Source organism: Sphingomonas sp. (assembly GCF_024508665.1).
Taxonomy (GTDB): Bacteria; Pseudomonadota; Alphaproteobacteria; order Sphingomonadales; family Sphingomonadaceae; genus Sphingomonas.
Genome location: NZ_JANINP010000002.1, coordinates 91561 through 110733, shown reverse-complemented (window position 1 = coordinate 110733; position 19173 = coordinate 91561). Strand labels below are relative to the sequence as shown.

General features: G+C 66.4%; 26 protein-coding genes. 20 read left to right on the top strand and 6 right to left on the bottom strand.

What is annotated here, in order from left to right; translation table 11 throughout:
• Positions 1 to 151 precede the first annotated feature (151 nt).
• The 4 genes from Q0L25_RS03435 (at position 152) to ruvC (ending at position 3258) form a co-directional block, all read left to right on the top strand.
• Positions 152 to 394: a DUF2312 domain-containing protein gene (locus Q0L25_RS03435; RefSeq protein WP_218016277.1), complete on the top strand. Its 243-nt coding sequence runs from the start codon at positions 152 to 154 to the stop codon at positions 392 to 394.
• A gap of 103 nt (positions 395 to 497) precedes the next feature.
• Positions 498 to 1679: an NAD(P)/FAD-dependent oxidoreductase gene (locus Q0L25_RS03430; protein WP_296611602.1), complete on the top strand. Its 1182-nt coding sequence runs from the start codon at positions 498 to 500 to the stop codon at positions 1677 to 1679.
• A 204-nt stretch (positions 1680 to 1883) separates the two neighbouring features.
• Positions 1884 to 2627 (top strand): YebC/PmpR family DNA-binding transcriptional regulator, encoded by a 744-nt coding sequence (locus Q0L25_RS03425; RefSeq protein ID WP_296611601.1) that lies wholly within the window; start codon positions 1884 to 1886, stop codon positions 2625 to 2627.
• A 145-nt stretch (positions 2628 to 2772) separates the two neighbouring features.
• Entirely contained in the window at positions 2773 to 3258 is a 486-nt protein-coding gene (gene ruvC, locus Q0L25_RS03420) for a crossover junction endodeoxyribonuclease RuvC (RefSeq protein ID WP_296611599.1), read from the top strand.
• A 27-nt stretch (positions 3259 to 3285) separates the two neighbouring features.
• On the opposite strand, the gene Q0L25_RS03415 is transcribed toward ruvC, so the two are convergent.
• Positions 3286 to 4143: an NmrA family NAD(P)-binding protein gene (locus Q0L25_RS03415; protein ID WP_296611598.1), complete on the bottom strand. Its 858-nt coding sequence runs from the start codon at positions 4141 to 4143 to the stop codon at positions 3286 to 3288.
• Positions 4144 to 4247: 104 nt separating this feature from the next.
• Here Q0L25_RS03415 and Q0L25_RS03410 point away from each other — a divergent pair, with 104 nt between their 5' ends.
• The 5 genes from Q0L25_RS03410 (at position 4248) to ruvB (ending at position 7986) form a co-directional block, all read left to right on the top strand.
• A complete protein-coding gene (locus Q0L25_RS03410) occupies positions 4248 to 5159 on the top strand; it encodes a LysR family transcriptional regulator (protein ID WP_296611596.1) in 912 nt (303 codons plus the stop codon).
• Between the two features lie 42 nt (positions 5160 to 5201).
• Positions 5202 to 5795, top strand: coding sequence for a Holliday junction branch migration protein RuvA (gene ruvA, locus Q0L25_RS03405; RefSeq protein ID WP_296611595.1), 594 nt, complete (start codon positions 5202 to 5204; stop codon positions 5793 to 5795).
• Positions 5792 to 6205 (top strand): GFA family protein, encoded by a 414-nt coding sequence (locus tag Q0L25_RS03400; RefSeq protein ID WP_296611593.1) that lies wholly within the window; start codon positions 5792 to 5794, stop codon positions 6203 to 6205. Before ruvA ends, Q0L25_RS03400 begins: the two co-directional genes overlap by 4 nt.
• A 153-nt stretch (positions 6206 to 6358) precedes the next feature.
• Positions 6359 to 6910: an RcnB family protein gene (locus tag Q0L25_RS03395; protein WP_296611591.1), complete on the top strand. Its 552-nt coding sequence runs from the start codon at positions 6359 to 6361 to the stop codon at positions 6908 to 6910.
• A gap of 41 nt (positions 6911 to 6951) precedes the next feature.
• A complete protein-coding gene (ruvB, locus tag Q0L25_RS03390) occupies positions 6952 to 7986 on the top strand; it encodes a Holliday junction branch migration DNA helicase RuvB (protein WP_296611589.1) in 1035 nt (344 codons plus the stop codon).
• On the opposite strand, the gene Q0L25_RS03385 is transcribed toward ruvB, so the two are convergent.
• The 4 genes from Q0L25_RS03385 to Q0L25_RS03370 are packed head-to-tail and all read right to left on the bottom strand — an operon-like array spanning position 7971 to position 10801.
• Positions 7971 to 9401 carry a hypothetical protein gene (locus Q0L25_RS03385; protein ID WP_296611587.1) on the bottom strand — a complete coding sequence of 477 codons (1431 nt, stop codon included), beginning with the start codon at positions 9399 to 9401 and terminating at the stop codon, positions 7971 to 7973. The genes ruvB and Q0L25_RS03385 overlap by 16 nt on opposite strands.
• Positions 9398 to 10129: an ABC transporter ATP-binding protein gene (locus Q0L25_RS03380; RefSeq protein WP_296611585.1), complete on the bottom strand. Its 732-nt coding sequence runs from the start codon at positions 10127 to 10129 to the stop codon at positions 9398 to 9400. The genes Q0L25_RS03385 and Q0L25_RS03380 overlap by 4 nt, the downstream gene beginning before the upstream one ends.
• A gap of 22 nt (positions 10130 to 10151) precedes the next feature.
• Positions 10152 to 10346: a helix-turn-helix domain-containing protein gene (locus tag Q0L25_RS03375; RefSeq protein ID WP_296611583.1), complete on the bottom strand. Its 195-nt coding sequence runs from the start codon at positions 10344 to 10346 to the stop codon at positions 10152 to 10154.
• A gap of 11 nt (positions 10347 to 10357) precedes the next feature.
• Positions 10358 to 10801 (bottom strand): hypothetical protein, encoded by a 444-nt coding sequence (locus tag Q0L25_RS03370; protein ID WP_296611580.1) that lies wholly within the window; start codon positions 10799 to 10801, stop codon positions 10358 to 10360.
• 122 nt (positions 10802 to 10923) lie between these two features.
• Here Q0L25_RS03370 and ybgC point away from each other — a divergent pair, with 122 nt between their 5' ends.
• The 7 genes from ybgC (at position 10924) to pal (ending at position 16059) form a co-directional block, all read left to right on the top strand.
• Entirely contained in the window at positions 10924 to 11394 is a 471-nt protein-coding gene (ybgC, locus tag Q0L25_RS03365) for a tol-pal system-associated acyl-CoA thioesterase (RefSeq protein WP_296611579.1), read from the top strand.
• 7 nt (positions 11395 to 11401) lie between these two features.
• Positions 11402 to 12094, top strand: a complete 693-nt coding sequence (gene tolQ / locus Q0L25_RS03360; protein WP_296611577.1) for a protein TolQ — start codon at positions 11402 to 11404, stop codon at positions 12092 to 12094.
• Between the two features lie 165 nt (positions 12095 to 12259).
• Complete coding sequence (gene tolR / locus Q0L25_RS03355; protein WP_296611575.1) at positions 12260 to 12700, top strand: protein TolR; 441 nt, start codon at positions 12260 to 12262, stop codon at positions 12698 to 12700.
• Complete coding sequence (locus tag Q0L25_RS03350) at positions 12697 to 13623, top strand: cell envelope biogenesis protein TolA (RefSeq protein WP_367184069.1); 927 nt, start codon at positions 12697 to 12699, stop codon at positions 13621 to 13623. Before tolR ends, Q0L25_RS03350 begins: the two co-directional genes overlap by 4 nt.
• Before the next feature lie 82 nt (positions 13624 to 13705).
• The gene (locus Q0L25_RS03345; protein ID WP_296611574.1) at positions 13706 to 14068 is read left to right on the top strand and encodes a hypothetical protein; all 363 of its coding nucleotides are present in this window, start codon (positions 13706 to 13708) and stop codon (positions 14066 to 14068) included.
• Between the two features lie 10 nt (positions 14069 to 14078).
• Complete coding sequence (gene tolB, locus Q0L25_RS03340; RefSeq protein WP_296611572.1) at positions 14079 to 15482, top strand: Tol-Pal system beta propeller repeat protein TolB; 1404 nt, start codon at positions 14079 to 14081, stop codon at positions 15480 to 15482.
• 67 nt (positions 15483 to 15549) lie between these two features.
• The gene (gene pal / locus Q0L25_RS03335) at positions 15550 to 16059 is read left to right on the top strand and encodes a peptidoglycan-associated lipoprotein Pal (RefSeq protein WP_296611570.1); all 510 of its coding nucleotides are present in this window, start codon (positions 15550 to 15552) and stop codon (positions 16057 to 16059) included.
• Positions 16060 to 16118: 59 nt separating this feature from the next.
• On the opposite strand, the gene Q0L25_RS03330 is transcribed toward pal, so the two are convergent.
• The gene (locus Q0L25_RS03330) at positions 16119 to 16637 is read right to left on the bottom strand and encodes a hypothetical protein (protein ID WP_296611568.1); all 519 of its coding nucleotides are present in this window, start codon (positions 16635 to 16637) and stop codon (positions 16119 to 16121) included.
• A 136-nt stretch (positions 16638 to 16773) separates the two neighbouring features.
• Here Q0L25_RS03330 and Q0L25_RS03325 point away from each other — a divergent pair, with 136 nt between their 5' ends.
• From Q0L25_RS03325 to Q0L25_RS03310, 4 genes are all read left to right on the top strand, one after another.
• Complete coding sequence (locus Q0L25_RS03325; protein ID WP_296611566.1) at positions 16774 to 17676, top strand: SPFH domain-containing protein; 903 nt, start codon at positions 16774 to 16776, stop codon at positions 17674 to 17676.
• An 8-nt stretch (positions 17677 to 17684) separates the two neighbouring features.
• On the top strand, positions 17685 to 17894 hold the full coding sequence (locus Q0L25_RS03320) for a toxin-antitoxin system HicB family antitoxin (RefSeq protein ID WP_296611565.1): 210 nt from the start codon (positions 17685 to 17687) through the stop codon (positions 17892 to 17894).
• An 88-nt stretch (positions 17895 to 17982) separates the two neighbouring features.
• Positions 17983 to 18228, top strand: a complete 246-nt coding sequence (locus tag Q0L25_RS03315) for a hypothetical protein (protein ID WP_296611563.1) — start codon at positions 17983 to 17985, stop codon at positions 18226 to 18228.
• A 1-nt stretch (position 18229) separates the two neighbouring features.
• On the top strand, positions 18230 to 19168 hold the full coding sequence (locus Q0L25_RS03310; protein WP_296611562.1) for an alpha/beta fold hydrolase: 939 nt from the start codon (positions 18230 to 18232) through the stop codon (positions 19166 to 19168).
• Positions 19169 to 19173 lie beyond the last annotated feature (5 nt).

The window sequence follows — 19173 nt, the reverse complement described above, 5'->3', positions numbered from 1 at the left end:
TAGCGGTTGAGGGCGCGGCATCGACCGCTTAGACGGCGGCGCAAGCGCACTGGCCGCGCCAATGCGATATCGCAATCCATTTCGAAACAGGCGGGCGGGGAGCTGCGCCTCAAAGTGAGGACTTATGGCTGACGAAGAACGGGGTGAAGGCATGGGCGGCGGTCGCGTCGCGGCGGACGAGCTGCGGCTGCTGATCGAACGCGCCGAGCGCCTGGAAGAAGAGAAGAAGGGTATCGCGGACGACATCAAGGACGTGATGGCCGAGGCGAAGAGCCGCGGCTACGACGTCAAGGCGATCCGCAAGATCCTGGCGATCCGCAAGAAGAAGCGCGAGGAATATCAGGAGGAAGAGGCGATCCTCGAAACCTATCTTCACGCGTTGGGCATGCTCTGATCGAGCTGATCCGATCGAATGACGGGGACGGCGGCGCATGCGCCGCCGTTTTTCGTATTGGCGGATTTGGCGCTATCCCCGGACCTGAGGCAGAGCAGCGGCGATGAAGTCTCCGGCGACCCATGATGTTATCATTCTCGGCGCCGGCGCCGCGGGCATGATGGCCGCTGCGGTGGCTGGCCGGAATGGACGGCGCGTGCTGCTCGCCGATCACGCCGACGCACCGGGCAAGAAGATCCTGATCTCGGGCGGGGGGCGGTGCAACTTCACCAATCTCCGCGCCGGTCCGGACAATTACCTGTCGGCCAATCCGCATTTCGCGCGCTCGGCGCTGGCACGATACTCGCCGGCCGACTTCATCGAGCTGGTCGACCGTTATGGCATCGCCTGGCACGAGAAGACGCTGGGTCAATTGTTCTGCGACGGCTCCGCGAAGCAGATCGTGGCGATGCTGCTCGACCAATGCACGCAGGGCGGCGTCGAGCTGAGCCTGGGCCATGGTGCGGGCGAGATCGCGCATGCCGACGGCCGGTTCAGCTTGACGCTCGGTCCCCGCACGGTGTCGGCGCCCAAGCTGGTGATCGCCACCGGCGGCCCGTCGATCCCCCAGATGGGCGCGACCGGCTTCGCCTATGACGTCGCGCGGCGGTTCGGACTTAAGGTGGTCGAGCCGCGCCCGGCTCTGGTGCCGCTGACGCTGGGCGGCGAGGATGTCCTGTTCCGTGACCTGTCGGGAGTCGCGACCGAGGTCGTGGCGAGTGCAGGACGGGCGCGCTTCCGCGAGGCGGCGTTGTTCACCCATCGCGGACTGTCGGGACCGGCGATCCTGCAGGCCTCGTCCTACTGGCGAAGTGGCGAGGCGGTGGCGATCGACTTCCTGCCCGATCGCGACACCGGTTGGCTGCTCGCCGAAAAGCGCGCGCGGCCGCGGGCGACGGTGCGATCGGCTTTGGGGTCGGCGCTGCCTGACCGCCTTGCGGAGACGCTGGCCGAGCGCCTCGCGCTCACCGGCAATCTCGCCGATCTGCCCGACAAGGCCTTGGCAGCGGCCGAAACGCGGCTGGGCGAATGGACCTTCCACCCCAACGGCACCGAGGGATTCGCCAAGGCCGAGGTGACGATCGGCGGCGTCGCCACCGACGGTCTGTCGCAGAAGACGATGGAAGCGCGGAACGTGCCCGGCCTGCATTTCATCGGCGAAGGCGTCGATGTGACCGGCTGGCTCGGCGGCTATAATTTCCAATGGGCCTGGGCCTCAGGCGTCGCGTGTGGTGAAGCGTTGTAGCACAAGATTGATTCACGCGGAGGCGCGGAGGCGCGAAGATGCCGGGCGTGGGGCGGCGTGTAGCGTTTTTTCGACTCTATCGGTGTCTCCCGAACGAAGAGCTGGGCCAAGTCTCTCCGCGCCTCCGCGTGAATCATACAAGATGCGACTTTGACCACTCGCATCACGCGGTTTAGAGACCCGCCCAACATCCACGAGGACCCAATGGCAGGCCATTCCAAGTTCAAGAACATCATGCATCGCAAGGGCGCGCAGGATAAGAAGCGCTCGGGCATGTTCTCCAAGCTCAGCCGCGAAATCACTGTCGCCGCGAAAATGGGTCTCCCCGACCCCGACATGAACCCGCGCCTGCGCGCCGCAGTCAACGCCGCCAAGGCGCAGTCGATGCCCAAGGACAATATCCAGCGCTCGATCGACAAGGCGAGCCGGGGGGACGCCGAGAATTACGAGGAAATCCGCTACGAGGGCTTCGGCCCGGGCGGCGTGTCGCTGATCATCGAGGCGCTGACCGACAACCGCAACCGCACCGCGACCAATGTGCGCACCGCGGTGAGCAAGAACGGCGGCAATCTCGGTGCGTCGGGCTCGGTCAGCCATGCCTTCGACCGCATGGGCCTCATCACCTATCCGGCCACGGCTGGTGACGCCGACAAGGTATTCGAGGCGGCGCTCGAAGCCGGGGCGGAGGACGTGACTTCGTCCGAGGATGGCCACGAAATCTGGACCTCCAACGAATCGCTCCACGAAGTCGCCAAGGCGCTCGAGCCGGTGCTGGGAGAGGCGGAAAGCGCGAAGCTCGCCTGGCGTCCCCAGACCATGGTCGAAGTCGGCGAAGGCGACGCCGCGACCTTGTTCAAGCTGATCGACGCGCTCGACGACGATGACGACGTCCAGACCGTGTGGGGCAATTACGAAGTCTCCGACGCGGTGATGGAGAAACTGGGGTGAACGAAACTCCCTCTCCCATTGGGAGAGGGAAGGGGCCCGCTCGCGAAGCGAGTGGGAAGGGTGAGGGCAGACTTGTGATGCCGCACCTGCCCTCACCCTTCCGCCGCTGCGCGGCTCCCTCCCTCTCCCAACGGGAGAGGGATTCTTGATTATCCTTGGCCTCGACCCCGGGCTCGGCACCACCGGCTGGGGCGTGATCCGGGCCGAGGGCAACCGGCTGTCGCACCTCGCCAACGGCCAGCTGAAGACCGACGCGAAGGAAAGCCTGCCGCGCCGGCTGGCGCATCTCGACACGATGCTGGCGGCGTTGATCGCGGATCATGCTCCCCAGGTAGCGGCGGTCGAGGAAGTGTTCGTCAATATGAACCCGCAATCGACGCTCAAGCTCGGCCAAGCGCGTGGCGTCGTCCTGCTCGGCGCGGCGCGCGTCGGGATCGACGTCGGCGAATATGCCGCGCGGCTGGTCAAGAAAGCGGTGGTCGGGGTCGGCAATGCTGAAAAGGCGCAGGTCCACGCGATGGTCGCGCGCTTGCTGCCCGGGGTGAAGATCGCCGGTGCCGATGCCGCCGACGCTTTGGCGGTCGCGATCTGCCACGCGCATCACCTCGCGAGCGCGCGGCGGATCGGCTGACCGCGCGCTGTTTGGAGCCTCCGCGGTTCAGGCTTGCGCGACGATATCGGCAATGACCTGGTCGATGGTCGTCGGTGCTTTGCGGGCGCCGGCACCATGGTCGGCGAAGTCGATCCAGCCCTGATTGAAACCGTCGATCATCTGCATGCGTGGCAGCGGATTGGTCATGCCGACGGCGCGAAACTCGGCTTCCCATTGGTCGCGGGGCACCGCCGTAGCGCGCACGTCATGGCCCAAGGTCCTGGCATAAGCGGCGGCGATCCGGTCGGGTGAGACGCGCTCGGCGGCTTCCAGCTCGACGACGTCGGGAGCGTCGTCCGCCAGCAGCAGGTCGGCGGCGCACCGGCCGACATCGGCCGCGGCGACCATTGGGATCGCCCGGTCGGTCGGCTGCAAATGGCTGCGGATCACGCCCTGCCGCGCATCGGCGAGGTCGCCGGCGGCATTGTCCATGAACCATGCCGCGCGCAGAAAGGTGCTGCGACAGGGAAGGTCGCGGAGCGCCGTCTCGAGCAGGCCGAGCTGGTTGAGCAGATTGGGCCGGCTCGCTTCCGCTCCTATCGTCGATAGCACCACCAGCCGCTCGGGCCCTGCCACCGTGAGGGCATCGCGCAAAGTTGCGATCATCGCCCGCGCGCCCGGAAAACCCGGCGCGGGATCGAATTGCGGCGGCAGCATCGCGAACACGCCCTCGGCACCGGCGAAGGCGGCGGCGAGTGAGGCGGCATCGTCAAGCGTCGCAACGGCGATCTCTCCTCCCGTTTCCGTCCAGATTTTGCCCTTGGCCCGGTGGCGCACGATCGCGCGCACCGAGGCCCCCGCGACCAGCAACTGCCGCGCGACCGCACCGCCGACCTTTCCCGTTACACCCATCACCGCGATCATGATCGCCTCCTTGCCATTGTATGGAAGGCGATGTGGCCGCCCGAGACTGGTGATTCAAACGCGCTTATGTCAGATCATTCGTGCATTTTTAGCAGGGGTGTCCGATGCCCTATGATGGCAGGCTGATCGCCGGGGCGACGGTGTTGATGGCGGTCGTCGAAGCGGGATCGATTGCCCGCGCCGCTGCAGCGCTCGGCCTCTCGCCGTCCGGGGCGAGTCGAGCGCTGCAGCGGCTTGAGGCGCGGATCGGGGTGCGGCTGGTCGATCGCACCACTCGCGCCTTGTCGTTGACCGACGAAGGGCGGCGTTTCTACGATCAGGCCGGGCCGCTGATCGAGGGGATCGAGGAAGCGGCGCTCGACGTGGCCGGGGCAGTCTCGGCGGTGCGCGGGCGGCTCCGGGTCAATATCGATGCCTTCTTCTCGCGCGCGGTGCTGGCCGCCCGGCTGCCGGATTTCCTGGCGCGGCATCCCGATCTCGGTGTCGAGTTGGTGATGCGCGACCGCACCGGCGACCTGATCGCCGACGGATTCGACCTCGCGATCCGCTTCGGCGACCCACCCGCCGGGCGGCTGGTCGCGCGCAAGTTGACCGAGACGCGCGTGCTGACCGTCGCCGCGCCGTCCTATCTCGCCGTGCACGGCGTCCCGCGGCATCCGGCGGATTTGGCGCATCACGCCTGTATCGATTTCTACGATGCCGCGAGTGGCCGACCCTATCCCTGGGAGTTCCGGCGCGGGAACGAGGTGCTGCCGGTCACGCCGCCCGCCCGATTGATGGTTTCCGACAGCGGCACCATGGCCGGCGTCTGCGTCGCCGGTGCCGGCATCGCGCAATTCCTCGAGCTCGGGACCGAAGACCTCATCGCGAGCGGACAGGTGGTGCCGGTTCTGACCGATTGGTCCGACGAGCTGTTTCCGCTCTATGCGCTGATGCCGTCGCGCCACCAGCGGGCGGCGCGGGTTCGGGCATTCGTCGATTTCGTGATCGAGGCGATCGCGGCGCGGCGTGCGTGATTTCGCTTCCCTAGCGTCCTCCGTTCCGGTTATGTCCCGCGCATGATCGCGCACCTCCGTGGCCGCCTCGAAGCGACCGGCATCGACCATGCGGTGATCGATGTCGGCGGGGTCGGCTATCTGGTCGGGGCCTCGGCCAAGACGCTGGCGGCGATCGGCCCGATCGGTGAGGCGGCGACGCTCTTCACCGAGATGCTGGTCGCCGAGGATTCGATCCGGCTGGTCGGCTTCGCCCGCCCCGACGAACGCGACTGGTTCCGGTTGCTTACCGGGGTACAGGGCGTCGGCGCGCGCGTCGCGCTGGCAATCCTGTCGGTGCTCGAACCGGTCGAGCTGGCCAAGGCCGTGGGCGCGCAGGACAAGGCGATGGTGGCGCGCGCCAATGGAGTCGGGCCCAAGCTGGCGGAGCGCATCGTTCGCGAATTGAAGGACAAGGTCGGCGGCGTGGTTCCCGGCAGCCTGACCCCGGTGTCGGCAACGATGGGCGCTGCGCAAGACGCGGTGTCGGCGCTACTCAACCTTGGTTTCCGGCCGGCCGAGGCCAATGCCGCGGTCGGTGCTGCGGAGGAGGAACTGGGCGCAAGCGCCAGCCTGGATGCGCTGGTGCGGTTGGCGTTGAGGAAGGCTGCGAAATGAGTGACGAGGCAACGACCGTCCGCCGCGCGACCTGTGCCTGCGGGCAACTCGCGATCGAGTGTGTCGGCGATCCTGTCCGCATCTCGGTCTGCCATTGCCTGGACTGCCAGCGGCGCTCGGGCAGTTCCTTCGCGGCACAGGCACGGTTTCCGGCGGATCGCGTCACCGTGTCCGGACAATCGCGGCAATGGTCGCGGACCGGCGACGAGGGCGGCGTTGCCGATATGAGCTTCTGCACCGAATGTGGCTCGACTCTCTTCTATGTCGCGCACGTGGATCCGGATCTCGTCGCGGTAGCGATCGGCGGGTTCGCCGATCCGACGTTCCCGGCGCCGAACTACTCGGTCTATGAGGGACGCAAGCACGGCTGGGTATCGATCGTCGGCGACGGTATAGACCATTACGGCTGATCGCCCGCGTCGTTCGGCCTGGCGTGACTTCGCGCATCGTCCTTGCGTCAGGCCGTTCCTTCGCTGTGACGGGCAGCTTGTTGGCATTGTGAAACAATTTCCCGTTCGCCGGATTCGGGCGTAGGTTCGTCGCCGCTAGAAATGGGAGGACGTATGAAACGACTTCTATTGGCTTCCAGCGCGTTGCTGCTGATCCTGCCAGACATCGCCGCCGCCCAGGAGGGCCGGCCCAAACCACCCCCTGGCGCTTCGGTCAGGCCCGCACCCGGCGGGCCCCAAATCCAGCCGGTTCGGCCGCCACGGCCGCAGCCACCCACAACGCGGCCGCCGCGTCCTCGCCCGCCGGGACCGGGCAACGGCATCCGTCCGCCGCGCCCCCCGGTGGTCAAGCCGCTGCCGCCGTTGCCGAAACCGCCGCGGCCCGGCAGGCCACATCGTCCCGGTGCCGGACGTCCGCCCAATTTCCGTCCGATCCATCGTCCAGGTTGGGTCTATCCGCCGGGCTGGGCCTATCGCCGCTGGACGATCGGCCTGTTGTTGCCGCGCCTGTTCTTCAGCGCGCCTTATTATTACGATTCGTGGTGGGAAATGGGCCTTGAGCCGCCGCCGCCGGGCTATCGCTGGGTGCGCTACGGACCCGATCTGCTGCTGGTCAACATCAGGACGCATCGCATCGCCGACGTGGTCTATAACGCGTTCTACTGATCGCGTGACAAAAGGGGGCGTGAACAGGTAGGGAACGTTCGATGGACGAACCCGCCCGCCTGATCACGCCCCTGCGTCAAGCCGAGGATGTCGACGCAGCGTTGCGGCCGAAGACGCTCGACGAGTTCGTCGGGCAAAAGGCGGCGCGCGAGAACCTCCGCGTATTCATCTCCGCCGCGAAGGCGCGCGGCGATGCGCTCGACCATGTCCTGTTCTTCGGACCACCCGGGCTCGGCAAGACGACGCTTGCGCAGATCATCGCGCGTGAGATGGGGGTGGGCTTTCGCGCGACCAGCGGGCCGGTGATCGCCAAATCGGGCGACCTTGCCGCGTTGCTGACCAATCTCGAGGACGGTGACGTCCTGTTCATCGACGAGATCCACCGGCTCCAGCCCGCGGTCGAGGAAGTGCTCTATCCGGCGATGGAGGACCGTGCGCTCGACCTGATGATCGGCGAAGGGCCGTCGGCGCGATCGGTCCGTATCGACTTGCCCAAATTCACTTTGGTCGGGGCGACGACGCGCCAGGGGTTGCTGACGACGCCGCTGCGCGACCGATTCGGCATTCCGGTGCGGCTCAATTTCTACACGGTCGACGAGCTGGAAGCGGTGGTGACGCGGGCGGCGCGGCTACTCGATCTCCACGTGTCGCCCGACGGAGCGCAGGAGATCGCACGGCGCGCCCGCGGCACGCCCCGCATTGCCGGGCGGCTGCTGCGCCGTGTGCGCGATTTCGCTAATGTCGCCGGCCGCGAAACGGTCGATGCGATCGCCGCGGACGCCGCGCTCAACCGGCTCGAGGTCGACAAGCTCGGGCTCGACGCGATGGACCGGCGCTATCTCCACATGATCGCCGACATCTATCGCGGTGGTCCGGTCGGTGTGGAGACACTGGCTGCTGGCCTGAGCGAACCGCGCGACACGATCGAGGAAGTGATCGAGCCCTATCTGATTCAGCTCGGGCTGGTCGCCCGCACCGCGCGGGGGCGCTGCCTCAACGCAGCGGGATGGAAGCATCTCGGCCTTAACCCCCCGGCCGGCGCGCAGGATGGCTTGTTCGATCAGCCGATGAAATAAGTGATCGCCGCCGCGCCGCCGCCGAAGATCGCGGCGACGATCATCCCCAGGATGCCGGCAATCGCACTGCCGCCGCGCCGCTTGGCGAACGCCGAACGTTGGCCCGGTTTGGCCAGCTTGAGCTCGATATACCCGGCGATCGTCCCGCCGATCGCCGTGGCGACCAGCGATACCAAGGCGCCGAGCGGCGATCGGCCCACCGTCGCGATCGCGATCGGCAGCAAGGCGGCGATCGGCGCCGCCATCAGCAAGGCGGCGGCGAGCTTGGCTTGGTCGACGCGTTGCTTATGGACCGGCGCCACCGCGATCAGCTCGGGCGCATCCTCGCCTGACACGGCCAGCCAAGCGAAGCTGCCTGTGAGCTGCGTCGCCACCAGCACGCTGGCAAAAGCGAGCCCGGGCGCGATCAGCCCGCCGCTGCCGCGAAACGCCACCAGCATCAGCGGGATCAGATAGACCAGCCGCAAAATGACTTGAAACACCAGGCCGGGATCGCGCGCGAGCAGGCGCCATTCTTTAGCCAGGACCGGCCGGAACAGGCCCGCGTGGAACAGGCGCGCGCTCGCCTTGCCGGTCGGCCGCGCCCTGCTCAACCGCATTCCGGCGTCCTGATAGCCGCTCAGGAATAGGCGCTGCAGCACTGCACCGGTGCCCGCGAATAGCGCCACGCCGATCGCCAGCAGGATCGCGAGCGACACCGGGTCGCCGAATGCGGCATGGCCCGGCACGCCGCTCCAGCCCGTCTCGCCCCATCCCCAGGCGCGCAAGTCGTCGAATATCACGACGAAGGACGACCGCCGGCCGTGACCGCCATGCGACAATTGGCTGAAGAGGAACAAGGCGCCGCCTAGCACGGCCGCGGCGACCTGGCCGACCGTGCGCGCGGCGCGGGGGCCGGCGATGCTGGCGAGCGCAAGCGTGACGGCGATGCCGATCGCTGCCGCGGTCAGCGCCAGCGCCACGAGCAATGCGACGACGCCGAGCAGATGCGGGTGACCCAGGATCGCCACCGGGACGACCACGGGCAGCAACAGCCCGGCATAGGTCAGGGCGATCGCGCCGGCGATTCCCGCAAGCTTGGCGAGCAGCACAACGCGCCCCTCGATCGGTGCTGTCAGCAGCAGGTCGAGGTCACGGCTTTCGTACAAGGTCTGCTGGCTGCCGAGGATTGCCTGCGTGGTCATGAACGACAGAGCGACGACGGAGGCAGCGAGGATGCCGATCCCGATCTCGGCGCGATAGTCGATCGGCACGCCCATAACGAAGTACGCGACCGCCATGCCGGCCGCGAGATAGAGGCCGAGCAACACGAGCGCGAGCGCCTGACGCTTGCCGCCGCGTCTGCGGCCGCGCCAGGCGAGGCGCAATTCATGCCGGGCCAGCCAGGCAAAGCTACCGGGAGTCAATCGGGTCACCCCCCGCTCGTCAGCCGGATGAAGGTGTCCTCCAGCGTCATGCCTTCGGTGCCGGCGCGGTCGCGCAATTCGTCGAGCGTTCCTTCGGCGAGCAATCTGCCGCCGCCGATGATGCCGATGCGGTCGGCCATGCGCTCGGCGACTTCGAGGATGTGCGTGGTGACGATCACCGTCTTGCCGCGATCGACCTGTTCGCGCAGCGCGTCCTTGACCGCGCGGGCCATCGCCGCGTCGAGTCCGGTCAGCGGCTCGTCGAGGATCAGCAGCTTCGGGTCATGTATCAAGGCGGCGGCCAGTGCGACCTTCTGCTTCATGCCGCGCGAAAAGCCCTCGCACCGCGTGTCGCGCTGTTCCCAAAGATCGAGCCAGTGGAGCAGCCGCTCGGCCTCCTCCGACGCTACGTGCGGATCCATCCGCCATAGGCCGGCGACGAAGGCGAGATATTCGAGCGGGCTCAATTTATCGTAGAGCATTGGCTCGTCAGGCAGCCAGGCGGTGATCGCCTTGGCCGCGATCGGATCGGCCAGTGCATCCACGCCGAAAATGTGGATGCTGCCGGCGTCGGGCCGGGTCAGCCCGGTGACCATCCGGAGCGTGGTCGTCTTGCCTGCGCCGTTGGGGCCGAGCAGCGCGTAGAGCTGGCCTGCGGCGATATCGAGATCGAGGCCCGCGATGACGGGCTTGTCGAACGCCTTGGCAAGGCCGCGAATCCGAAGGGCTTCTGTCATTGGCGGCTGGTTTAGTGCGCCGTCAGGTCTCGTCCAGCGCGAACAGCGCCTCGACCGGCTTGCCGATCGCGGCGGCCAGTTTGAGCGCGAGCAAGGTCGAAGGGATGAAAATGCCGTTCTCGACCGTATTGATGGTCTTGCGGCTGACCCCGACGCGCTCGGCGAGCTCGGCCTGGGTCCAGCCGAGCCGGGTGCGTTCGTCGCGCAGACAATTCATCAACCCGCTGCTCACGAGTTGAGCGCGCGCCGCTCGAGCATGGCGAAACGGATCAGCGCCGCGGCGATACCGGCACTCATCAACACGTGGATCGCGTCGCGTGCGCTCATCGGCTCGAACAAGGAGAGGACGTAGAGCGCGATCGCCGCGGCCATCGTCGCCAGGAAGCCGAAGCGGAATCCTTCGGCGCGATGCGCTCGGGCGCTTTCGTCGTTGATCAACGCACGGACCTTGGCACCGCGGAACCAGCCGCCGCCGGTCGCGAAGGCGATCACCAACACGATCGAGAGAATCGGCCATGCACTGATCGCGATATGATCGACCAGCCGCGACCCGTCGCCGGGGTGGTGACCGCTGAAATAGCTTGCCTGCTGAGCGAGAAAGATGACTGCCATCGCTGGCATCATCCGCGCTCGGCGGTGCACCAGTCGGTCCGCGGTTTCCGCATCGGTCATCTGAATACCCCCAAAAATGTAACCTATACTACCCATGTAACCTGTGGGTTACATCGACACAAGGGGCGAAATCAGAGACGAATGGGTTTGCCTCGCCGCTTCGGGCCGCTAGGACCTTAACCATGACGGCAACCGGTATCGATCAGCCGGTCGAAGGACGCTTCGACGGACGCGAGCACCGATTCCCGGTGCGTGTCTATTTCGAGGACACCGATCTGTCGGGCGTGGTCTATCACGCCAATTACCTGCGCTACATGGAGCGGGCGCGGTCGGACATGCTGCGCCTGGTCGGGGTCGATCAGCGCGCGGCGATGGAAGCCGGGGAGGGCGCCTATGCGGTGTCCGAGATGGCGATCAAATTTCGTCGTCCGGCGAAACTCGACGACGCGTTGGTGGTTGTTTCGCGGCTGATACGGATTCGCGCAGCGGCGGTTCATATTCATCAGAGAGTCATGCGGGGCGCTGAATTACTGGCAGAGGCGGACGTGACCGCGGCTTTGGTTGCGCCCGACGGACGCCCGAAACGCCAGCCGGCAGACTGGGCGTCGGCCTATGCAGGGCTGATCTGGACACCCGAAGAACAAGGGGACTGAAGACGTAATGCATTGGAGCTTGGACCTTTCCCCCGGATCGACCTCACCGCTTGCGCTGCTGCTGCATGCCGACATCGTCGTCCAGATCGTCATGGCCGGACTGCTGATCGCCAGCATCTGGACCTGGGCGATCATCATCGGCTTCTCGACCAAGGTCGGCGCGACCCGGCGCAAGATAGACAAGTTCGAAAAGGATTTCTGGAAGGCGGAGGACATCGACGCCTTCTACAAACTGCACGGCGACGACGAATTGCCGGTGGCGCGGGTGTTCGCGGCCGGCGTGTCCGAATGGCGCCGCTCGACCGCCGGCGGCGTGGTCGATCGCGAAGGCATTCGCGAGCGGCTGGCCACCGCAATGGGGTCAGCCGTGGCGGGGGAAGCCGACAAGCTCGCCGACCGGCTCAATATCCTCGCGACGGTCGGATCGGTGGCGCCGTTCGTCGGGCTGTTCGGCACGGTGTGGGGTATCATGTCGAGCTTCACCGGCATTGCCGCCGCCCAGAATACCAGCCTCGCGGTGGTCGCGCCCGGTATCGCCGAGGCGCTGTTCGCGACCGCCATCGGCCTGTTCGCGGCGATCCCCGCGGTCATTGCCTATAACCGCTTCAGCCATGGCGTGAACCGGATCGAAGCGCGGCTGACGCGGTTTGCGGATGGGTTCCATACGACGCTGAGCCGCCAGCTGGAGGCGAAGCGGTGATGGAGGTGGCCTCATTTCTCCCCTCCCTTTCAAGGGAGGGGATCAAGGGGTTGGTCGCGAGCGCAGAGAGCGTGCGGCGGCTGACCCCAGCGACGACGGGGTCATCGAGCCCCCGCCGCCGCTCACCCACCCCCAACCCCTCCCTTGAAAGGGAGGGGCTTTAGCGTGGCCATGAATCTCCCCTCCGCGCGCGCCAAAGGGCGCCGCGCGCCGATGGCGGACATCAACGTCACGCCGCTGGTCGACGTCATGCTGGTGCTGCTGATCATCTTCATGGTCACCGCGCCGCTGATGACCGCGGGCGTGCCGGTGAACCTTCCCGATAGCCGCGCCAAGGCGCTCGATCAGGACCAGAAGCCGGTCGACATCGCGGTCGATCGCGACGGCACCATCCATATCGGTGACGACGCCGTGACGATGGAGGAATTGCCCGACCGCCTGTCGGTCATCGCCCGCGAGCGCCGCCAGGGCGACAAGCCGCCCCAGGTCTTCCTGCGCGCCGACAAGGCGCTCGATTACGGCCGCGTGATGGAAGTGATGGGCGAGCTCAATCGCGCCGGCCTCAACCGCGTCGCGCTCGTCTCGAACGCCAAGGAGCGCCAGTGAGCGGCATCGCCGTTTCTCCTATCCTGCGCCCGATCCCGCGGGAGCGCGACGACCGGCTGTGGATCGCGATCGGCGTGTCGGTGCTCGCGCACATCGCCCTGTTCACGATCCTGTCGCTGCTCCCGCCATCGCCCCCGCCGCCGCCGGTCGTGCCGATGGATGTGACGATCGCCGACGATGTCGGGCTGAAGGCCGGCGCGCCCAACACGACCGTCGATCCGGCCGAAAGCAAGGCGCCCGATATCGGCAACCCCGAGGATTCGGCGCCGCCCGCGCCGGCCGAGGAAAAGGCCGAGCCCACGCCGCCCAAGCCGCAGCCAGAAGCCGCGCCGCCGCCCAAGCCCGCACCGGTCGCCAAGCCCGAGCCCAAGAAGCCTGCGCCTCCCGCGCCCAAGCCTGCGCCGAAGGCACAGCCCAAGCCGGCCGTCGCTGCACCGGCGAAACCCGCAGTGAAGCCAGGCAAGGGCACTGGCAGCACGGCAAACGCGATCAAGCCCAAGGCGCGTGGCCTGAATTTCGGATCTGATTATTTCAAAGGCGCCTCGACCAAGCCGAGCCCCGCCACCGGCACCGCGCCCAAATCCGCGACGATGAGCCAACAAGCGGCGATGGATATCGGCCAAAAGATCAAGCAGCAGGTGCAGCCCTGTGCCAACCGCCAGGTCAATCCCGGCCCCGGCGCCGAGCGCATCCGCGTGACCATTCGACTCAAGATCAACCGCGACGGCACGCTGGCGTCGCGTCCGGTGATCGTCGGGCATGATGGAGTCGACGACGACAATCGCCGCTATCAGCGTCAGGTCGACGATCGCGCGATCGCGACCTTCATGGGCTGCCAGCCGCTGCGCGGCCTGCCGCCCGAATTGTACGACGTCCCCAATGGCTGGAGCGACTTCTCGCTCCGCTACAAGCTTCCGGGTTGATAGGGCTATGATCCGAACCCTTAGCGCGATCGCTGCCATTACTATTGTCGCTTGCTTCGGCTCGCCGCTACCCGCGGCAGCGTTGATCGACTCTGCCAAGGATGTATCTGTGATGCCGCCGTCCACGGCGCTCGCTATCGCTCGGGCTTTGCGCGATCAGCTTCAGCCTTGCGCCAATCGACACAGCAGTCCTGGACACGGTGCCGAACGCATTCGCGTCGTCGTGCAGCTTGAGCTCAAGCGCGACGGATCGCTTGCTGCGCCGCCTCGAATCGTCGGACATGACGGCTTGGATGGCGTCAATGATCGATATCTCGGCGATGTGGAGCGCGCAGCTGTCGCGACCATTACCGAATGCCAGCCGTTCCGGGCATTACCGCCTGAGTGGTATGATGGCCCCCAAGGCTGGCGGCAAACCTCCATAAAATACAAGCTTCCGGGTTGAGAGAGAGATGATGACCAAAGCCCTTCCGCTGATCGCGCTGACGATGCTGCTGGCGCCCGCTGCCAATGCCCAGACGACTCCACCGGCACCGACCCCGGCGCCCGCTCCGGCTCCTGCCCCCCAGGCGACGCCGGCGCCCGGCCAGTCGGGCGGCCTGGTGGTCGATGTCGAGGGCGGCATCTCCGCGCCGATGGGAATCGCGATCCCGGCGCTGCCGACGCCCGAGGTGGCCTCGACCGCAGCGGGATCGACCGATCAGCTCGGCAGGCAATTGGCCGATGTCATCACGGCCGACCTCAAGAATTCGGGGCTGTTCAAGCCGCTTCCTGCCGGCCAGTTGATGCCGGTGCCGTTCGCCCAGGCGACCGCGCCCGACTTCACCGGCTGGACGTCGCGCGGCGCGACCGCTCTCGTCCAGGGCTATATTCGTGCCAATGGCAACGGCACGGTGACGGTCGGCTGCTATCTCTACGACACTGCCGCACAGCGCGAGCTCGCGCGCCAGGGCTATGTGCTCACGGTCAACGAATGGCGCCGCGCCGCGCATAAATGCGCCGACATGGTCTATACCCGCCTGACCGGCGAAGGACCCTATTTCGACAGCCGAGTGGTCTATGTCTCAGAGACAGGACCCAAGGGCAAGCGCATCAAGCGGCTGGCGATCATGGACCAGGATGGCTTCAACGGCCGTTTCCTGACCAACGGGCAGACGATCGTGCTCACCCCGCAGCTATCGCCCGATCAGCGCCGCGTTGCGTACCTGTCCTATCTCGACAAGAAGCCGACCATCTACGTGATGGACATCGCCAGCGGACGTCAGCGCCGGCTGGTCGACAATGTCAGCCTGGCACTGGCGCCGCGTTTCTCACCCGACGGCCGCTGGATCCTTTATTCGATGTCGCAGGCGGGCAATACCGATCTCTACAAGATTCCGGCCGATGGCGGCACGGCGCAACGCCTGACCACCGCGCCCGGCATCGACACCGGCGGCAGCTGGTCGCCCGACGGCAGCAAGATCGTGTTCGAAAGCGACCGTTCGGGCTCGCAGCAGCTCTATGTGATGAACGCCGACGGATCCAATCAGCAACGGATCAGCTTCGGTTCGGGCAAATATGCCACGCCCGCCTGGAGCCCGCGCGGCGACCTGATCGCCTTCACCAAGATCGGCGGCGGCTTCCATGTCGGCATCATGTCGCCCTCGGGCGGCGGCGAGAAGATGCTGACCGATGGCTGGCAGGATGAGGCGCCCAGCTGGGCGCCCAATGGCCGTGTGATCATGTTCTTCCGCTCAACCCAGGGCGGAAGCGGCGTCGCGGACTTGTGGTCGGTCGACCTGACCGGCGTGAACGAGCGCCGCTTGCCCACCCCATTCGACGGATCGGATCCGAGCTGGGGACCCATTCGCAAGGACTAACGTTTCGTATCCGGACCGAACACGCCCCCCCAGGCATTCAACAGCCAAAAGTTAGGGAGAACCAACAATGGCACGCATGACTACCAAGCTGATCCTGCTCGCGACACTCGTCGCGGCCGCAGGCTGTGCCCACAAGCGCCCCCCGGTCCTGCCGCCGGCCGCGGGCGAACAGCCGTCGGGGTCCACTGGCAATGGCGATGCCGGATCGATCGTCCCGGGCTCGGCCGAGGATTTCAAACGCTCGGTGATGAGCGACACGATCCACTTCGCGCTCGACCAGTACGATATCGACGCGACATCGCGCTCGATCCTCGACAGCCAGGCCGCCTGGCTGATGAAATGGCCCGACCGCCGCATCACGATCGAAGGCCATGCCGACGAACGCGGCACCCGCGAATACAACCTCGCGCTCGGCGATCGCCGCGCCAACGCCGCCAAGAACTATCTTGCCGCGCGCGGCGTCAACGCCTCGCGGATCAACACGATCAGTTATGGCAAGGAGCGTCCGATCGCGCTCGGCTCGGACGAGGCAAGCTGGGCCCAGAACCGCCGCGCGGTGACGATCGTCCTGCAATAGGGCGATCGATCAGACGCACGCGAACGAGGCCGGGGAGCGATCTCCGGCCTTCTTCGTGGTCACGTCTCCCATTTATCCAGCGCGCGCCGATAGGCGGATTCTCGCGCGGCCAGTTCCTCTTCCAGATCGGCGACCTCGCTTTTCTGCTTCCTAGCCAGATCGCGCCGCTTGGCCTGCAACGCATCCAGCCGATGATCGATGTCGGCGAGGGCTCGTTCATGCCGCTGCTGCGCGGCGCTCAGCGCCTGCTCGGCTTTTTCCAGCGGCTTGCGGTTGGGCCGGGGCGGGCGCTTGGCCGGTTTGGGTTCGGGCGCGGTCTTGTCTTTGCTGGCCGCTCCGTCCTTTGACTGGGCGGCCTTGCGATGCTCCGCCACCGTCCCGCGGGCCCGCTTGATCACCTCTCCGGGCCTAGCGAGCGGTTCCTTCGTCAGTTTCGCGTCGGTGACCACTTCCGCCGCGCCGCGAGAGAACAGGTCCTTGGTCGTTCCCCAAGCCCTGAGCGCGGCTTTCATGCTTGGCGCCGCGACATAGGCGTCGTGAAATCCGATCGGGGTGCGATAGACCTTGAGCTTCGGCATGATCGCAATGGCCAACGCAAAGCCGGCGCGTTGGTGCCCTGTGTGGCTGCCAACCGTTGGCGCCTGCCTGCCGAATGCGCTTGCGACTCGCTCGACAACGATATAATGATGATATCATAATTAACGGGAGGGTCCGATGTCGGATTCGAATGGAAATGGTGCCGCCCTGACTTTGTCGCGCGAACGTCCGGCGACAACGTCGAGCGGTTACCTGATGCTGCTCGTGTTGCTGATCGCCTTGGCGGCGGCGATCTATGGCGGGTCGAGGGTCGATACCGATCCCGCGCTCGGCGCATCGCTGATCGTCGGCGGGACGATCGTCTTCGCCTTCGTGCTGTGCGGCTTCTACATGCTCCAGCCCAATCAGGCGGTCGCAGTCACCCTGTTCGGCAGCTATCAGGGCACCGATCGCAATACCGGCCTGCGCTGGCTGCTGCCCTGGCTGGGCCGCAAGAAAATCTCGGTCCGCGCCAACAACATCATTTCGGACAAGATCAAGGTCAACGACCTGCGCGGCAACCCGATCGAGATCGCGGCACAGGTGGTATGGCGCGTGACCGACACCGCCCAGGCCTTGTTCGACGTCGACGATTACAAGGCGTTCGTGATGGTCCAGATCGAGGCGGCGGTGCGCACGATCGGATCGCGCTACCCTTATGACGATTTCGCGCACCAGGAAGTGACGCTGCGCGGCAACCACGATCAGGTGGGTGTCGAACTCCGCCAGGAACTGATCGCTCGGCTAGCCATGGCAGGGATCACCGTCGACGAATGCGGCTTCACCCATCTGGCCTATGCCCAGGAGATCGCAGGCGCGATGCTTCGTCGGCAACAGGCCCAAGCGGTAGTCGCCGCGCGCCAGACCCTGGTCGAGGGTGCGGTCGGCATGGTCGAAATGGCGCTCGACCAATTGAGCCAGAAAGGCGTGGTCGAACTCGACGACGAGCGTCGCGCGGCGATGGTTTCGAACCTGATGGTCGTATTGTGCGGCGAGCGTGACACCCAGCCGGTCGTCAACGCAGGTTCGCTCTACCAATAGGCGATACGATGGGCGCTCCTCCCAAAAAGGCGTTTCCGTTGCGCCTCGATCCCGCGCTTTACGCGGCGATCGAGCGCGCCGCGGCGAGCGACCTGAGGAGCGTCAACGCCCAGGTCGAATGCCTGCTGCGCGAGGCGCTCGCGCGGCGCGGGGTGAAGCTGGCGGATCCGGTGCGGGCAAAGCGCGGCCGTCCGCCCAAGCAAGGAGATCAGGAATGATCGGATTGATGACGAGCCGCGAGCGGCTGCCGATCCTGCTGGCGCTGTCGGTTCTGGCCCTCGGCATCGGCATCGCGATGGTGCTGGCATGAGCGAGGGCGATTGGTTCGCGCCGAAGAAGCTCGGTGTGGGCACCGGCTTGCCGATCACCTGGCAGGGATGGGCGGTTACGATCGGCTATTCGGCGGCGGTGATCGTCGCGGCGATGACCCTGGTGCCGCGGCACCCGGGAATCGCGGCCGGCGTCATCATTCCGTTGACCGCTGCGTTCATGGTGATTTGCGCCCAGCATACGCAAGGCGGCTGGAAATGGCGCTGGAAAGGGGAGGAATAGGATGATCCGGTCGATGCTGCTCTCCGCAATGCTTGCCGCCGCGGCGACGCCCGCCGGCGTCGAAGTCACCGTTCCAGGACCGCAGGGTCCGCTTGCCGGTACGCTGATCGATCCAGGCAAGACCGCTCCTGCTATATTGATCATCCCAGGCTCCGGCCCGACCGATCGCGACGGCAACAATCCGCTCGGCGTGAAGGGCGGCGTGTATCGGCAGCTTGCCGAAGGCCTGTCCGCCAAGGGCATCGCGACGCTCCGCATCGACAAGCGCGGCATGTTCGGCAGCAAGGGCGCCATCGCTGACGCGAACGATGTTACGATCGCGGCCTATGCCGCGGACGCGCATGCCTGGGTCGATATGCTGCGCGCGAAAACCGGCCGCAAATGCGTCTGGCTGCTCGGGCATAGCGAGGGCTCGCTTGTTGCCCTCAAGGCGGCGCAGGATCCCAAGGGCATTTGCGGCGTGATCCTCGTCTCGGGCGCGGGGCGGCCTTATGGCGAGGTGATCCGTGCCCAACTCCGCGCCAACCCCGCCAACGCGCCGCTGCTGGCAGCGGGCGAGGCGGCGCTCGACCAACTTGAGGCGGGCAAGCGAGTCGATGGCGCGACCCTGCCGGCACCTCTCCAGCCCTTGTTTCGCGACAACGTGCAAGGCTTCCTGATCGAGGCATTCTCCTACGATCCGGCGAAGCTGGCCGGTGCGATCAAGCTGCCGGTGTTGATCCTTCAGGGCGACAAGGACCTTCAGGTGGCGGTGACCGACGCCGAGTTGCTCAAGCGCGGCCAGCCCGCCGCGACGCTCAAGCTGCTGCCCGGGGTGAATCACGTGCTCAAACCGGTGGATGGCGATGACCGGGCGGCAAATGCCGCGACCTACGGCAATGCCGATCTGGCAATCTCGCCTGCCGTGCCCGAAGCGATTGCCGCGTTCGTCCGGAAGTAGCGCCG

What these genes read in the sequence shown, in the direction of transcription:
- Q0L25_RS03435 (WP_218016277.1), top strand. Translation starts at nt 152, where the DNA reads ATGGGCGGCGGTCGCGTCGCGGCGGACGAGCTGCGGCTGCTGATCGAA.
- Q0L25_RS03430 (WP_296611602.1), top strand. Translation starts at nt 498, where the DNA reads ATGAAGTCTCCGGCGACCCATGATGTTATCATTCTCGGCGCCGGCGCC.
- Q0L25_RS03425 (WP_296611601.1), top strand. Translation starts at nt 1,884, where the DNA reads ATGGCAGGCCATTCCAAGTTCAAGAACATCATGCATCGCAAGGGCGCG.
- Q0L25_RS03415 (WP_296611598.1), bottom strand. Translation starts at nt 4,143, where the DNA reads ATGATCGCGGTGATGGGTGTAACGGGAAAGGTCGGCGGTGCGGTCGCG.
- Q0L25_RS03410 (WP_296611596.1), top strand. Translation starts at nt 4,248, where the DNA reads ATGCCCTATGATGGCAGGCTGATCGCCGGGGCGACGGTGTTGATGGCG.
- ruvA (WP_296611595.1), top strand. Translation starts at nt 5,202, where the DNA reads ATGATCGCGCACCTCCGTGGCCGCCTCGAAGCGACCGGCATCGACCAT.
- Q0L25_RS03400 (WP_296611593.1), top strand. Translation starts at nt 5,792, where the DNA reads ATGAGTGACGAGGCAACGACCGTCCGCCGCGCGACCTGTGCCTGCGGG.
- Q0L25_RS03395 (WP_296611591.1), top strand. Translation starts at nt 6,359, where the DNA reads ATGAAACGACTTCTATTGGCTTCCAGCGCGTTGCTGCTGATCCTGCCA.
- ruvB (WP_296611589.1), top strand. Translation starts at nt 6,952, where the DNA reads ATGGACGAACCCGCCCGCCTGATCACGCCCCTGCGTCAAGCCGAGGAT.
- Q0L25_RS03380 (WP_296611585.1), bottom strand. Translation starts at nt 10,129, where the DNA reads ATGACAGAAGCCCTTCGGATTCGCGGCCTTGCCAAGGCGTTCGACAAG.
- Q0L25_RS03375 (WP_296611583.1), bottom strand. Translation starts at nt 10,346, where the DNA reads ATGAATTGTCTGCGCGACGAACGCACCCGGCTCGGCTGGACCCAGGCC.
- Q0L25_RS03370 (WP_296611580.1), bottom strand. Translation starts at nt 10,801, where the DNA reads ATGACCGATGCGGAAACCGCGGACCGACTGGTGCACCGCCGAGCGCGG.
- ybgC (WP_296611579.1), top strand. Translation starts at nt 10,924, where the DNA reads ATGACGGCAACCGGTATCGATCAGCCGGTCGAAGGACGCTTCGACGGA.
- tolQ (WP_296611577.1), top strand. Translation starts at nt 11,402, where the DNA reads ATGCATTGGAGCTTGGACCTTTCCCCCGGATCGACCTCACCGCTTGCG.
- tolB (WP_296611572.1), top strand. Translation starts at nt 14,079, where the DNA reads ATGACCAAAGCCCTTCCGCTGATCGCGCTGACGATGCTGCTGGCGCCC.
- pal (WP_296611570.1), top strand. Translation starts at nt 15,550, where the DNA reads ATGGCACGCATGACTACCAAGCTGATCCTGCTCGCGACACTCGTCGCG.
- Q0L25_RS03330 (WP_296611568.1), bottom strand. Translation starts at nt 16,637, where the DNA reads ATGCCGAAGCTCAAGGTCTATCGCACCCCGATCGGATTTCACGACGCC.
- Q0L25_RS03325 (WP_296611566.1), top strand. Translation starts at nt 16,774, where the DNA reads ATGTCGGATTCGAATGGAAATGGTGCCGCCCTGACTTTGTCGCGCGAA.
- Q0L25_RS03320 (WP_296611565.1), top strand. Translation starts at nt 17,685, where the DNA reads ATGGGCGCTCCTCCCAAAAAGGCGTTTCCGTTGCGCCTCGATCCCGCG.
- Q0L25_RS03315 (WP_296611563.1), top strand. Translation starts at nt 17,983, where the DNA reads ATGAGCGAGGGCGATTGGTTCGCGCCGAAGAAGCTCGGTGTGGGCACC.
- Q0L25_RS03310 (WP_296611562.1), top strand. Translation starts at nt 18,230, where the DNA reads ATGATCCGGTCGATGCTGCTCTCCGCAATGCTTGCCGCCGCGGCGACG.